Source organism: Providencia sp. PROV130, assembly GCF_028482225.1.
GTDB classification, from domain to species: Bacteria; Pseudomonadota; Gammaproteobacteria; order Enterobacterales; family Enterobacteriaceae; genus Providencia; species Providencia rettgeri.
The window spans coordinates 75,756-89,843 of sequence record NZ_JAMPQC010000023.1; the positions used below are offsets into that span (position 1 = coordinate 75,756).

The following is a 14,088-nucleotide window of genomic DNA, read 5'->3' on the forward strand; positions in this document are numbered from 1 at the left end:
ATGTAATCGATAACAACCATGTGGTAAATAATACTTATTTATTCTTTAAAATCATTAGCTTCTAAATCATGACGACCAAGTAATTTATAAAATTCTGTACGGTTTCGTCCTGCCATTCGGGCAGCTTGAGTAACATTTCCTTTCGTCATTTGTAATAACTTACGTAAATAATTCAATTCGAACTGATTGCGAGCTTCAACAAATGTTGGTAGCGCCGTATTTTCACCTTGAAGTGCTTGGCTGACCAGTGCTTCGCTTATAACAGGAGACGTCGTTAATGCAACACACTGTTCGATAACATTCACTAATTGACGGACATTGCCCGGCCAGCTCGCTGTTATTAAGCATTTCATTGCATCACTGGAAAAACTACGTACAAAAGGTTTATGACGTGATGCAGCTTCACGCAATAGATGATTAGCTAATAATGGAATATCTTCTGAACGTTCATTTAACGCAGGAATACGCAAGTTAACCACATTCAAACGATAGTAAAGGTCCTCACGAAACTCATTTTTTTCCATTGCTTTTGGTAGGTTACGGTGAGTTGCAGACAGAATACGTACGTCAATATCTAAATCACGGTTGCTACCTAAAGGACGAACTTTGCGCTCTTGCAATACCCGCAGTAATTTAACCTGCAATGGCATTGGCATATCACCAATTTCATCTAAAAATAACGTTCCACCACTGGCAGCAAAGAATAACCCTTCGCGATTACTGACTGCGCCAGTAAAGGCGCCTTTTGCATGCCCAAATAGTTCAGACTCTAATAATTGTTCAGGTAGTGCACCACAGTTAATGGCAATAAACGGCTTACGTGCCCTAGGGCTAGCTTTATGAATCGCCTGCGCTAAAACCTCTTTACCGGTACCACTTTGCCCGTTAATCAATACGCTAACATCAGATTGTGCCACCATATGCGCTTGTTCTAACAGGCGTATCATTAAGGGGCTACGTGTGACAATACCTGAGCTCCATTCTTCATCACTCATGGGTGTTGAAGAAAGTGCGAGTGCTTCATCAATCGCTTTATATAATGCGTCTTTGTCGACTGGCTTAGTTAAAAAACTAAATACGCCTCGTTGTGTTGCTGCGACGGCATCAGGAATCGAGCCATGAGCTGTTAATATAATGACAGGCATGTTTGGATGGGCTTTTTGTATCTCATCGAAAAGCGCCATGCCATCCATTTCATCCATACGTAAATCACTGATGACTAAATCTAATTTTTCTTTTTGTAAGATTTTTAGTGCTTCAGGACCACTTTCTGCTGTAGTGACTTTAAAACCCTCACTACTCAAACGCATACCTAACAGTTTCAGAAGACTTGGGTCATCATCCACGAGTAATAAATTTGCTGACTTACGATTCGTCATTTTTGTTCATTCTCCGATGAGTTTTGCTCTACTGGAGAAGATACACTGCTATCAGGCTTTGGCTCTTCAGAGGAAATAGGTTTATCTCCTTCAACCCCATTTTCCACCTCTTTTTCAGTTTCGTTCGTGCTCTTTTTGCGAGATGAAAGTTGACGTTCAATATCCGTTAAGTTTTCAAGCTTACGGGAGGTCGTATTCAGTTCGAAAGCCAATTTAGCATTATCTTCTTTCAAGCGGTCGAGCTTTGTATCCATTTCTTGTTGTAGGCGTTTATAGCGAACACCCGCGTCAGACAAGTTGATAATTTGGACTTGTTGCTCACGCCATAATTGTAATAATGGCCGTACTGCTGTTGGAAAATTCAAACTGTACGTATTGATGCTATCAAGCATTTTGCGGCGCTCAGCAATAGACGGGTCAGCAGAATTCAACAATATATTTTGTTGAAATGCACTCGACCAGTTTGTTACCTCGATTTTACCTGCTTCATCACGTGCTTGACTGGTTTCAGTGCGATCGGCACAGTCCATCATTCGCAACCAAAATAGCGCGTTTTCCCGTGCAGTAGGTTGGTCATTATTCCAGATCGTTTCACATGATGTATACCGGTAGTCCGTAACTTTTACCTCAGGCACAACGACTTGTGCTAGAGTTTCGAGCGGTGACTGACCATTTTTAGCGACACACCCACTTAAGATTAGGGAAAATAAGACCGCCCCAAAATTGAGCCCTGTACGTCTCATCACATAAGGTACTCTTTGACTATGTTTACTTAACGATGCATTACGGTAAAGTACCGCCCAAACACCTGTAGACCGATTTACCATTATTCATTCTCTGCGGTTAGAGGCAGTTCAATTCTAAAACAGACATCTGCTGATTTAGTGGGAACAAGAGAAAGCTCGCCCCCCATTTGTTTAATACAATCTTGCGCAATACTCAGCCCTAGCCCACTTCCTTTAACAGCACCTTTTCTTTGCAATGAACCTTGATAGAAAGGTTCAAAAATCATGCTTTGCTCAGATTCAGGAATTGGCATACCCGTATTCGCAACTTCAATTAGCAGTTTATTGCCAGTTTGGCGACTAGAGATCCAAATATTACCTGATTCGCCACCATAGTGCACCGCATTGGAATAGATATTATCAATAACTCTCCCAAGAAGTGAGGGTTCAGCTAAACAGCTATCCACTTTTAAACGCACTTCTGTTTTGATGTTTTTAGCCCGTGCGGGTAAGTTATGCGCTTTGACAATATCGTCAATGAGTTTTTGTAAATCAACAATCTGTGCTTCCGGTGGGGTATCTACGAGCTTACGGTTATAGTCAAGTAATTGCTCAATAAGTTGCTGAAGATGCTTACTGCTGTGATCCAAAATTTCTACAACTTCTTTTTGAGACACCGTTAATGGCCCGGCTACCTCATCAGCAAGTAACTCCGTTCCTTCACGCATACTTGCAAGAGGCGTTTTTAATTCGTGCGAAATATGACGAAGAAATTCATGACGTTGTGATTCAAGCCATGCTAATCGCTCACTTAACCATATAATACGCTGCGCGATTGTCCGTAGCTCCCTAGGACCTTTGAAGCGCTCAATATTATTGGCTATCGTGCGTCCAGTTCCAAGACGGTTAATCATTCGTTCGATAGCTTTAACTGGGCCAATAATCATCCTAGTGAATAATGCCACTAGCAAAGCGCTTAATAAGAATAAAATTAAGCTCTGCCAGCCAAATAATTGACCTTTATTCGCAATTGCTTTTTGTAGCTGTTCTCCACGGCTAAAAATCACATCTCGAGTTTCTTGCACTAATGAGACATTTTCGGCAGAAAACTGTTCTAAGGCTAGTGTGGTTTTTTCTGTTGGCTCATTATTTTCACAAGTGACTGTTTTAAGTACATCCAAAGTGTTAGCCAATGCGGAGGTGTCTGACGAAGTGGGTAAGATTGTTTTTTGACGCTCGAACATTTGCTGGTAATCTGCAAACTGTTTCTGATATTGCGTTTGCAAGGTGGCATCTTGTAAAACACAGTATTGCCGATAGCTTCGCTCCATCTCTAAGGCGAGACTACTCATGACCTCACTACGCCGTGCGTCAAGCAGCGTGGTTTTATTGATATTGGCAGCTTGGTTACTGAGTTGCTCCAGGCTTTGATACGCCTGGTAAGCGAGTACTAATAAAGGAAGTAGTACAAGCCAAAATGCCATCACAACGAGTTGGCGCAAGGAGCGCGGGAAAAAACGCCATTTACTCAATACATTCATCTCATACCCATTAAACGTATTGCAATGGTAGCAGAACTCTTTGTCATGCGAAAAGCACAATCCAAATTATGTGTCCCATAGCGTTAAAATCAGACTAAGTGTAACAATCAAAAAGCAATGAACGTGCCAAGTTAATTGGTAAAAAATGATAATTTTCAGATAGGTATATTCATCACTCCGGATGTTCCTTTTTCGCATAAACGAAAGCATAAAAGAATCGATAGGTCTTACTAAATAAATTCTTTCGGCTTTTCTTTAGTTTTTTCTTTAAAAATAAAACACTTAGCTATGTCCTAAATAATTCGAATTGCAGCTAGGCGCCAAGTGAAGATATCTCTAGTAGCATACAAAAGTATGTGACTAGAGTGTCTGAACGCAGGTAACAACGCTGCGGTTCGAAGTATGACGGGCATTATGGTGGGCATAAAATAGGAAGGCGGGATAAAGGACTTACCTTTACCCCGCCAGCGATAACAACGACTCTGATGGTTACTGCTTTTATATAATTATATCTTTACATTAAAGATAATTATATAGGTGGTGCCTCACTCCACGTGTCGCCCTGTGTTTGATAAGGCCCGTAGGCGAATATCTGTGCTGTTGGACGGTAGGCACCTTACTTTGGCGTCATTCTTGGTTTATGTGGTATGTACCCAACTAATTTTGGACCTACATAAGAAGTTGAATGAGCAACTGAGTATTATTATGCACATGCCGTGCCAACTTTTCAAGTTATTCTTTAACTAATTGAAAAATAATATTATTTATTTTTTACTGTCTATTCATTGATTCTGGATACACTAAAACGGCTTATCTCTTTCTCCATATTGTCGCTAATTTAAGACACCCTAAACATCAAATTTATAAATCTATATTTATCAATAAGATAAATGTCTCCTTTTGACGACACTCTAAAGTGGCGTCTGTCGCCAATTTTAGACATACGCATTTTTGGGTGACGTATAATCAAATTTGTTAATTCCAGTCAAAGAACATTAAATATATTTATAACTTATTAGCATCCGAAAAATAGCACACAACTAACCAAAACCATTATTATTAATGAAAATCAATAAATTAAATTAAAAATAATCAGCAATTTATTTAAAGGGAATAGGTTGTTATTTTTCAAAACCAGATAATACTTAAACCAAAGAAATGAATTCATTTTTCCATTAATTTATCGTAGGGGATTCCATGGAACATAGAACGATGATAATAGACAATAAATCATGTGAACTCAGTGCTAGCCAATATGTGTTACAACAAGCCATTGGTTTTTCTTACCAAGCCGCATTACGTGCTGCAGTACAGCTCAATCTGGCTGAGCATTTGGAGAGTGGGCCCAAAACAGCGAAACAGTTGGCACAAGAAATCGGGGGACGAGAACGCACGCTTAATCAAATACTACGCCTACTCGCGAGCCACCGCATATTTGAATCTGTGGGTAATTCACGGTTTGCATTAAATTTAGAAGCCCGCTTCCTGATGGCAAACCACCCATATTCATTGCGTCAAGCGGTCTTAATGCTCACCGACCAAACCTTCTGGATGCCACTTTATCAGTTAGGTGAGCTTGCGTTAAAACAACCTGTATTTGAGAACTTGTTTGGCTGTAATTTTTTCGAGTATTGGGAAAAAAATGCTGATTTAGCTGATAACTTTCATAATGGAATGTCCTCCATGTCTGCTTTGGAAAACCATTATGTCGTTAAGCATTATAATTTCCCTGAAAATGCCACTGTTGCAGATATTGCAGGTGGCTTTGGTAGTTTACTTCTTGAAGTTCTCCAACAAAACCCAACCGTAAACGGCATTCTATTCGACAGAGAGCATGTGTTAGAAAATCATGTCCTACATGCATTAAACGATAGTTCACGTTGGACTCTTTACCCCGGTTCATTCTTTGAAAAATGCCCAGATGCCGATATCTTTTTATTAAAATACATCAGTCATGATTGGCCGGATGAACAAGTTGTTGAAATTTTAACCACCATTCGCCGTGCGATGAAAGAAACCGCTAAGCTACTCTTAGTTGATTGTATTGTTGCCGATGATAACACCCCTGACTTTGGTAAAGAGCTCGATTTAATTTGCATTCAATTGTCCTCTGAAGGCGGTGAGCATACCAAAGCAGAATTTGAGGCTCTTTTTTCCCAAGCTGGGTTGAAGCTTAATCAAATTATTAGCACAGGTACCCATGTTAAGCTCATTGAAGTGCTACCTATTTAAATGTAAGCAAACGCTGTATAACCATCAGGTAATAGAACATCAAGCATTCGTTTTATTACCTTATCAGTATTTAGCTGTATTGTGGCTATTGGCATATTTTCATGACTTCCTCCTGCTTTTCTGATGAATATCCTAATTCTAAATTATGTTAGTAGCTTATCTCTTCTCGTCTTGATATAAGATTTCCCAATACCCTACTCATCAAATTGATAAAAAATATGATAAAAATCGCTTTAGTTGATGACCACGTGGTTGTGCGTTCTGGTTTCGCACAACTTTTAACACTGGAACCCGATATTTCAGTTGTTGGGCAATATGCAAATGCCCAAGAAGCATGGCCGAATTTACTCAATTTAGATATTGATGTCGCCATCATGGATATTTCAATGCCAGATGAAAACGGTTTACAACTTTTATCACGGTTGCGTCAAAAAAAGCCTGATTTTCGCACCATTATATTGAGCATTTATGATACCCCAGCCTTTGTGCAAAGTGCTTTAGATGCGGGAGCCAGTGCGTATTTAACTAAACGCTGTGGCCCTGAAGAGTTAGTGCAAGCGGTTCGCTCTGTCCACCAAGGCGGCTGCTATTTATGTGCCGATGCTATGCGAGCACTACGCCACTCTCCTAAGCAACAGCAAAGTCTACATGAATTGACACCTCGGGAACGGGAAGTATTTGATTTATTAGTTGCTGGCTTGAGTGTAAAAGTGATCGCAGAGCAACTTGAATTAAGCCATAAAACCGTGCATGTTCACCGCGCAAATATACTAGGCAAATTGCAATGCGAAAATACCATCGACCTTGTTCACTACGCGTTAGAACATAACCTAATTTCACGGTAATTCAGGCATGAATAAAAGCTTACGGTTAACGCTGCAATCCATCTTCTTATTTTTTACCTATTCCTTGTTATGGATTGGCTTGTGGATTATCGGCTTTTATTTAAGTCAAAACAGTTTTCAGGCAACTTTATTTCTGCCACAAGGCTTACGCCTAGCATTGATGATTATCCTTTGGAGACGCTACTGGCCAACACTACTGCTTAGCGAAGGGATATTAAATTTTTGGTTATCATCAGAGCAACTTCTCTTCCAACCTATTTTACTGTTATCACCGTTATTAAGTCTCGGTGTGGCTTTTGTTATTCAAAATATCTGGTGGCGTTATACGTTATATTGGCAGCGGTTATTATTATTACTCGCAGGCGTTGCGGCAAATAGTGTATTGCATGCTTTATTATTCAGTGGGTTATCATCTTATTCTATTAGCCAATTATTCCTAACAACATTCACCGGAGGGATACTACTTTCTCCTTTTGTTTACCTTATTTATGAATATCTACACGAACAACACTACCAAATGCTACTTGATTATGGGACGCCAGATAAACAATTACGAACCTCTTTGATTGTTTGGTGTTTTCTATTTTGTGTCGTTGGGCTCAGCGCCCAAGTATTTTTTGCTCCCGAAATTGAACGGTTAATTGTCTTACTGGTGTTTATTCCTAACGTTTTTATGGCCTATCGTTATGGCTGGCAAGGTGGCGTACTTTCTGCATTATTAGGTAGTTTAATCATTACTTTTGCGCGGCAATTCCACGGTGCATTTGCTGATTTAGAAGAGTTAGAAATGTTTCTCAGCACTCAGGCCTTAATTGGTATTGGCCTTGGGATAGCAATTAGCCGACAAAAACAGCTGGCAAGTAATCTACAACGTTATCGCCAGCGCTTAGAAGAAGAACTAAAAACACGGCGCGACTTAATGTTGCAGCTCGTGCACACCGAAGAAGATATCAAAAAAGTGATTGCCCGTGAGCTGCATGATGAAATTGGGCAAAATATTACTGCTATTCAAATTCAGTCGATGCTAGTGAAAAAAACAGCGACAGATGACATCAGTCACCAAGCAGCCAGTCAAATAAATGAATTAGCGCAGCAAATTCATCAATCTACGCGGCAATTATTGCGCCAATTGCGCCCTCCTGTGTTAGATGAAATGTCTCTTGAAAATGCACTAACACACTTAATTGCTGAATTTTCTTTTCCACAGAATAATATTCAATGCCGCTTTCATTATGGCTTACAAACAACACCGATCAATGAAACAGTGTTGTTTACACTTTATCGCCTCGTTCAAGAGCTACTTAACAATATCAGTAAACATGCAAAAGCCACACAAATCCACATTTCACTTGAGCAAATAGGTGACTCTATCCAGCTTATTGTTAATGATAATGGTGTCGGTATTCCATTTAGCAAACGCACGAGTGGCTTTGGTTTGCGCGGTATTGAAGAGCGAGTGAGAGCCTTAGGCGGTGACTGGACACTAACAACCCTAAACGGTACACAAATAAGTGTTAACTTGCCCACATTTTGAGATAAAACATCGTAAAACTAGGAATAATTCCTAGCCCTCTAATACCTTCTCTCATCCTTTTTGTTAAAAATTTGATTACATTTTGCCTAACAAGAGAAACCGCCCTATGACAGGTAAAGACACGTTGAGTCTGGATAACACGTATCGTTTTTGGCGTCGCCGCTTAATGCTATCAATGATTATTGGTTATGCCACTTTTTACCTTACGCGAAAGAGTTTTAATTTCGTGATGCCTGTGATGCAAAACGAGCTGTTTCTCGATAAAAGCGACATTGGCTGGATAGCGACTGCCTTTTATTTAACCTACGGTATTTCTAAGTTTTTATCGGGGATCTTCCACGATATCACAGGATACCGTTGGTTTATGGGTGCCGGTTTAGTGATGACAGGGCTACTGAATATTATTTTTGCCTACTGCTTATCATTTCCAGCGTTATTAATTGTCTGGACACTAAACGGCTTTTTTCAAGGTTGGGGCTGGCCACCTTGTGCACGCATTCTAACGAACTGGTATTCACGCAATGAACGCGGGTTTTGGTGGGGACTGTGGAATATCTCCATCAATCTAGGGGGAATGTTGCTTCCCTTGCTGACGGCATTATTAGCAACCCAATACAGTTGGCAAATGGCCTTAATTGTTCCCGGGATCATTGGTGTCATCATTGGGCTATGGTTGTGTCGCCAATTACGCGGCACACCGCAAGAAGAGCAACTACCAAGTGTTGGGCTGTGGCGACACGATGTCTTGGAAATGCGCCAAGAACGCTTATCACCGCCAATGCCAATGCTAGTAATATTAAAAGATGCCATCATTTTTAACCGTATGATTTGGTTACTGGGCTTCTCCTATATTTTGGTTTATCTGATCCGCATGGCGATAAACGATTGGGGAAATTTATGGTTAACAGAAAAACATGGCACCAATTTACTCAGTGCGAATGCAACATTATCGTTATTTGAGCTGGGCGGATTATTAGGTGCACTCTGCTCTGGTTGGGGCTCTGATATTCTGTTTCGTGGCCAACGAGCGCCCATGATCCTGCTGTTTTCATTGGGTCTTTGTGTCTCAGTAAGTGCCTTATGGTTAACGCCAATTCATCACTATGCTTTATTGGCTGCATGTTTCTTTGCGATTGGATTTTTTGTTTTTGGTCCACAAATGTTAATCGGTCTAGCTGCAACAGAATATTGTCATAAAAAAGCAGCTGGAGCGGTAACTGGCTATCTTGGATTGTATGCCTATTTAGGCGCTGCAATTGCGGGATGGCCACTCTCTCAAGTCATTGCACACTATGGTTGGTCAGGAATGTTTTCTTTACTAGCGAGTGCTGCGGCTTTGATGGGATTACTGCTAATGCCTCTATTGATTGCCAATGTCAGCAAACGAGAGCATTTAGCAGGCACTGTTTCACCCTCTGATAATAAAACCTGAATAAAGGACTGACAATGAAACTGAAAACTCTCTCTACGCTTGTTGCTGCTGGCTTATCCCTCGCAGCGATTACTACCACTGCAAATGCTGCGGGCCGTTTAGTTGTTTACTGTAGCGCCACTAACGCCATGTGTGAAACGGAAACGCAGGCTTTTGCTAAGAAATATGATGTCAAAACCACCTTTGTGCGTAATGGTTCTGGCAGTACGTTAGCCAAAATCGAAGCTGAAAAACGTAACCCACAAGCTGACGTGTGGTACGGCGGTACATTAGACCCTCATTCACAAGCCGGGGAAATGGATTTGCTTGAACCATACAAATCACCAAATCTGGCTGAGATCATGCCGCAGTTCCAAGATCCCGCAAAGCGTAAAGGCAATTATTCTTCCGCTGTTTACATCGGTATTTTAGGGTTTGGCGTTAACAAAGACCGTCTAAAAGAGAAAGGTTTACCTATCCCTACTTGCTGGAAAGATTTAACTAAACCTGAATATAAAGGTGAGATTCAAATTGCAGACCCACAAAGTTCAGGAACTGCTTATACCGCATTAGCCACTTTCGACCAATTATGGGGTAATGAGCAAGCCTTTGATTACCTGAAAAAATTAAACTCGAATATCTCTCAATATACTAAGTCAGGTATTGCCCCAGCACGTAATGCCGCCCGCGGTGAGTCCGCCATTGGTATTGGTTTCTTACATGATTATTCATTAGAAGTGGAAAATGGCGCGCCATTAGAGCTTATCGCACCATGCGAAGGTACTGGCTATGAAATTGGCGGGATCAGCATCCTGAAAAATGCACGCAATATGGATAATGCGAAACTGTTTGTTGATTTCGTCTTATCGAAAGAAGCCCAAGAGTTAAGTTGGAAAGAAGGTAAATCTTATCAAATCTTAACCAATACAACGGCAGAGTCCTCTCCTATTTCATTAAAACTCAATGAGTTAAACCTAATTAATTATGATATGGACAAATACGGTGATGCTGATGTCCGTAAGAACCTTATCAATAAATGGGTAACAGAAGTCAAAATGAGCAAATAGCTATCTCGTGCGGTGGTCATCCACCGCACTGAGCTCTTACTAAACTAAAATAAAAATTAAATTTAATTAAGCTCTGAATAATTTGAGTTGTCGCCAGCGGCGCATAACGTTATCCCTAGGCGCATACAGTAAGTATGTGACTAGGGTAACGAAGTGAAGCCAACACCGTGACAACGCAAAATATGACGAGCTTAGGGGGAACTATGTCTCAAACCCTAACCTTATCGACCCCAACCAAAAAAGATAGCATATTTTTTTGGCTGTTGATTGCTTGGCTAGGTTTCGCGTTGCTGCCTTCTTGGAGCTTAGACTATGGCGTACTTGACTCAACACAAGACGAAATCATAGCAGCTTACGGTTGGAGTGGACTAAACATTAGCTGGCTTTGGTATTTATTACCGTCCATTTTATTTATTCGCCCGTTAACACCAGCGGATCGTTATCATAAAACACGGCATTATTTCGATATTGGCGTAGCAGTTGTCACCGCAGCCGTGGTGATCTTAACCTCTTATTTTGAAGGAAAAGGGTTAGGTTACTCAACTATTGTACTATTTATCGCCTTGGGTATGGTGATGACACTGGCGTTAACCCGCCTTGAGTGGCTCGGTGGAGACCAATTCGTTATTGGCTCGCTGATCACCGTTGTTGCTTTGATAACCCTGTTTATTGTGTTCCCGAGTGTCGCTATTTTCATTCCGATGTTTACTGATGGGAATGGGGACTTTGCACCATTCGCCTTTGTGGCAATTCTGACGCAATCTCACATTGTCCAAGTTATTATTAACTCAGTATTTTTATCGTTAGCGGTAGGGGCTGGCTGTACTTTCTTTGGCTTAATTTTAGCCATTTATACGACGCGTATTGCTAAGCGCTCTGCCATCATTGGCCGTGTTTTTTCTATTTTGCCTATCGTCACTCCGCCATTTGTGGTTGGCCTAGGGGTCACCTTGATGATGGGGCGTTCGGGCTATATTACTGAATTCCTTGCGACCTATATGGGTCTGGAAAATACCAACTGGCTATATGGTTTTACGGGTATTTGGTTAGCGCAAGTACTGGCATTCACTCCAATGTCATTCATGATTTTAGACGGTGCGATTAAAACCATTCACCCATCTTTAGAAGAAGCGTCTTATACTTTACGTGCCAACCGTTACCAAACTTTCTTTAATGTTTTTATGCCATTACTGAAACCTGCTTTGGCGAACGCATTTTTAATCGTCATCGTACAATCGCTCGCTGACTTTAGTAACCCATTGGTTTTAGGCGGTAACTTCGACGTACTCGCAACGCAAATTTACTTTTATATCACTGGTTCACAACTGGATTATCAAGCCGCCAGTACCTTGGGTGCATCACTATTAGTGTTCTCACTATTAGTCTTCTGTGTTCAGTATATGTGGATAGGTAAACGCTCCTATGTCACCGTATCAGGAAAATCTTACCGTGGTGATGTTCAACCGTTACCAACGTCATTAATTACTATCGTAACCACTTTCTTAGCGATTTGGGTTGCATTTAACGTCTTGTTATACGGCAGTATTTTCTACGGTAGCTTCACTGTTAACTGGGGTGTTGATTACACTTTAACCTTCGATAACTTTATTAAATTATTCGGTCAAGGTATGAGCGATGGTGCGTGGCCGTCATTGTTGGATACGCTTCTGTACGCTGGTATTGCCGCTCCCATCACCGCGATTCTTGGCTTACTTATCGCCTATATTGTGGTTCGCCAAGAGTTCCGCGGTAAAAAGACTATCGAATTTACCACGATGCTGTGCTTTGCGGTGCCAGGAACTGTTGCGGGTGTGTCATACATTTTAGCCTTTAACGATTCCCCGTTTTATTTAACGGGAACTGCCGCTATCGTCATTATATCAATGACCATGCGTAACGTTCCTGTCGGGATCCGTGCAGGTATTGCAGGCTTAGGCCAAATTGATAAATCGTTGGATGAAGCATCACTCAGCTTACGAGCGGGTTCAATGCGTACCATCTTCTTTATCTTACTGCCATTGTTGCGCCCAGCCATTTTATCAGCGCTGATCTATAGCTTTGTCCGTGCGATCACCACGGTCAGTGCGATTGTATTCTTGGTTACTCCTGATACTCGCGTCGCTACAGCCTATATTTTGAACCGTGTAGAAGACGGTGAATATGGCGTTGCCATTGCCTATGGCTCAATCCTGATTGTCGTAATGCTGGCAATTATTTTCTTATTTGACTATTTGATTGGCGAAGCCCGTGTTTCACGTTCCAAAGCCAAAAATGCACAGTAATCATGGAGTAACTGACATGACACAACATCATTTTGTTGAACTAAAAAATGTGACTAAACGCTTTGGCAACAACACCGTCATCGATGATTTAAGTCTTTCAATTCCGCAAGGTAGCATGGTGACCCTACTCGGCCCATCTGGTTGTGGTAAAACTACCGTATTACGCCTAGTGGCGGGGTTAGAAAAACCCACCGAAGGCCGTATGTTTATTGATGGTGAAGATGTTACTGACCGTTCAATTCAACAGCGTGATATTTGTATGGTTTTCCAATCCTACGCCCTATTCCCACATATGTCGTTAGGGGATAACGTCGGTTATGGCTTAAAAATGTTAGGCTTACCCAAAGCGGAAATTAAAAAGCGGGTTGATGAAGCATTGGAGTTAGTGGATTTAGCTGGCTTTGCTGACCGTTTCGTTGACCAAATTTCTGGAGGTCAGCAGCAGCGTGTAGCCTTAGCTCGTGCGCTGATACTCAAGCCTAAAGTGCTATTATTTGATGAGCCATTAAGTAACTTGGATGCAAATTTGCGTCGTAGCATGCGTGAAAAAATTCGTGAGTTACAGCAACAGTTCAATATCACCTCTTTATATGTCACCCATGACCAAAGCGAAGCCTTTGCGGTTTCTGACATGGTATTGGTCATGAATAAAGGGAAAATCATGCAGTTAGGTTCACCGCAAGAGCTTTACCGCCAGCCAGCGTCAAAATTTATGGCGAGCTTTATGGGGGATGCAAATATTTTCCCTGCAACACTCAGTGCTGATTCCGTCGATATTTTCAATTATCGCTTACCGCGTCCAGAGCAGTTTGTTACAGATAAAACTGCGGTGACTGTGGGGGTCCGTCCTGAAGCCATCACACTAAGTTTGCAAGGCGAAGATAGCCAACGCTGCACGGTTACTCATGTTGCCTATATGGGACCTCAATACGAAGTCACTGTTGATTGGCATGATCAATCAATGTTGCTGCAAATTAATGCGACGCAGTTGCAACCCACTATTGGGGAAAAACTTTATTTGCAGATCCACCCATACGGCATGTTTATTCTTGAGTAATTAAATAATAATAAA

Annotated in this window: 10 protein-coding genes; 7 read left to right on the forward strand and 3 right to left on the reverse strand. The window is 41.3% G+C overall.

The genetic code is table 11. The features are described from left to right. Window positions 1-38: 38 nt before the first annotated feature. From glrR to PSF28_RS16075, 3 genes are read right to left on the reverse strand one after another with little or no spacing between them, the layout of a single operon-like run. On the reverse strand, window positions 39-1,379 hold the full coding sequence (glrR, locus tag PSF28_RS16065; RefSeq protein ID WP_210840041.1) for a two-component system response regulator GlrR: 1,341 nt from the start codon (window positions 1,377-1,379) through the stop codon (window positions 39-41). After that, window positions 1,376-2,206 (reverse strand): two-component system QseEF-associated lipoprotein QseG, encoded by an 831-nt coding sequence (gene qseG, locus PSF28_RS16070; protein ID WP_210840042.1) that lies wholly within the window; start codon window positions 2,204-2,206, stop codon window positions 1,376-1,378. Before qseG ends, glrR begins: the two co-directional genes overlap by 4 nt. Then, entirely contained in the window at window positions 2,206-3,645 is a 1,440-nt protein-coding gene (locus PSF28_RS16075; protein WP_272685336.1) for a sensor histidine kinase, read from the reverse strand. Before PSF28_RS16075 ends, qseG begins: the two co-directional genes overlap by 1 nt. Window positions 3,646-4,842: 1,197 nt before the next feature. Between PSF28_RS16075 and PSF28_RS16080 the strand changes: the two genes are divergently transcribed. From PSF28_RS16080 to fbpC, 7 genes are all read left to right on the forward strand, one after another. Continuing rightward, window positions 4,843-5,877, forward strand: coding sequence for a methyltransferase (locus PSF28_RS16080; protein WP_272665905.1), 1,035 nt, complete (start codon window positions 4,843-4,845; stop codon window positions 5,875-5,877). 218 nt (window positions 5,878-6,095) lie between these two features. Next, complete coding sequence (locus tag PSF28_RS16085) at window positions 6,096-6,722, forward strand: response regulator transcription factor (RefSeq protein ID WP_210840079.1); 627 nt, start codon at window positions 6,096-6,098, stop codon at window positions 6,720-6,722. Window positions 6,723-6,729: 7 nt separating this feature from the next. Continuing rightward, window positions 6,730-8,256, forward strand: coding sequence for an MASE1 domain-containing sensor histidine kinase (locus PSF28_RS16090; protein WP_210840080.1), 1,527 nt, complete (start codon window positions 6,730-6,732; stop codon window positions 8,254-8,256). Between the two features lie 106 nt (window positions 8,257-8,362). Beyond that, the gene (uhpC, locus tag PSF28_RS16095; protein ID WP_210840081.1) at window positions 8,363-9,688 is read left to right on the forward strand and encodes an MFS transporter family glucose-6-phosphate receptor UhpC; all 1,326 of its coding nucleotides are present in this window, start codon (window positions 8,363-8,365) and stop codon (window positions 9,686-9,688) included. Between the two features lie 14 nt (window positions 9,689-9,702). After that, a complete protein-coding gene (locus PSF28_RS16100) occupies window positions 9,703-10,734 on the forward strand; it encodes an ABC transporter substrate-binding protein (protein WP_004912741.1) in 1,032 nt (343 codons plus the stop codon). 203 nt (window positions 10,735-10,937) lie between these two features. Further along, a complete protein-coding gene (locus PSF28_RS16105) occupies window positions 10,938-13,016 on the forward strand; it encodes an ABC transporter permease (RefSeq protein ID WP_210840082.1) in 2,079 nt (692 codons plus the stop codon). 16 nt (window positions 13,017-13,032) lie between these two features. Continuing rightward, entirely contained in the window at window positions 13,033-14,073 is a 1,041-nt protein-coding gene (gene fbpC, locus PSF28_RS16110; protein ID WP_272685337.1) for a ferric ABC transporter ATP-binding protein, read from the forward strand. Window positions 14,074-14,088: the final 15 nt, after the last annotated feature.

Excerpts from the sequence above, each read along its gene's own strand:
- qseG (WP_210840042.1), bottom strand. The coding sequence starts at position 2,206 with ATGGTAAATCGGTCTACAGGTGTTTGGGCGGTACTTTACCGTAATGCA.
- fbpC (WP_272685337.1), top strand. The coding sequence starts at position 13,033 with ATGACACAACATCATTTTGTTGAACTAAAAAATGTGACTAAACGCTTT.
- PSF28_RS16105 (WP_210840082.1), top strand. The coding sequence starts at position 10,938 with ATGTCTCAAACCCTAACCTTATCGACCCCAACCAAAAAAGATAGCATA.
- PSF28_RS16090 (WP_210840080.1), top strand. The coding sequence starts at position 6,730 with ATGAATAAAAGCTTACGGTTAACGCTGCAATCCATCTTCTTATTTTTT.
- PSF28_RS16085 (WP_210840079.1), top strand. The coding sequence starts at position 6,096 with ATGATAAAAATCGCTTTAGTTGATGACCACGTGGTTGTGCGTTCTGGT.
- PSF28_RS16080 (WP_272665905.1), top strand. The coding sequence starts at position 4,843 with ATGGAACATAGAACGATGATAATAGACAATAAATCATGTGAACTCAGT.
- PSF28_RS16075 (WP_272685336.1), bottom strand. The coding sequence starts at position 3,645 with ATGAATGTATTGAGTAAATGGCGTTTTTTCCCGCGCTCCTTGCGCCAA.
- glrR (WP_210840041.1), bottom strand. The coding sequence starts at position 1,379 with ATGACGAATCGTAAGTCAGCAAATTTATTACTCGTGGATGATGACCCA.
- PSF28_RS16100 (WP_004912741.1), top strand. The coding sequence starts at position 9,703 with ATGAAACTGAAAACTCTCTCTACGCTTGTTGCTGCTGGCTTATCCCTC.
- uhpC (WP_210840081.1), top strand. The coding sequence starts at position 8,363 with ATGACAGGTAAAGACACGTTGAGTCTGGATAACACGTATCGTTTTTGG.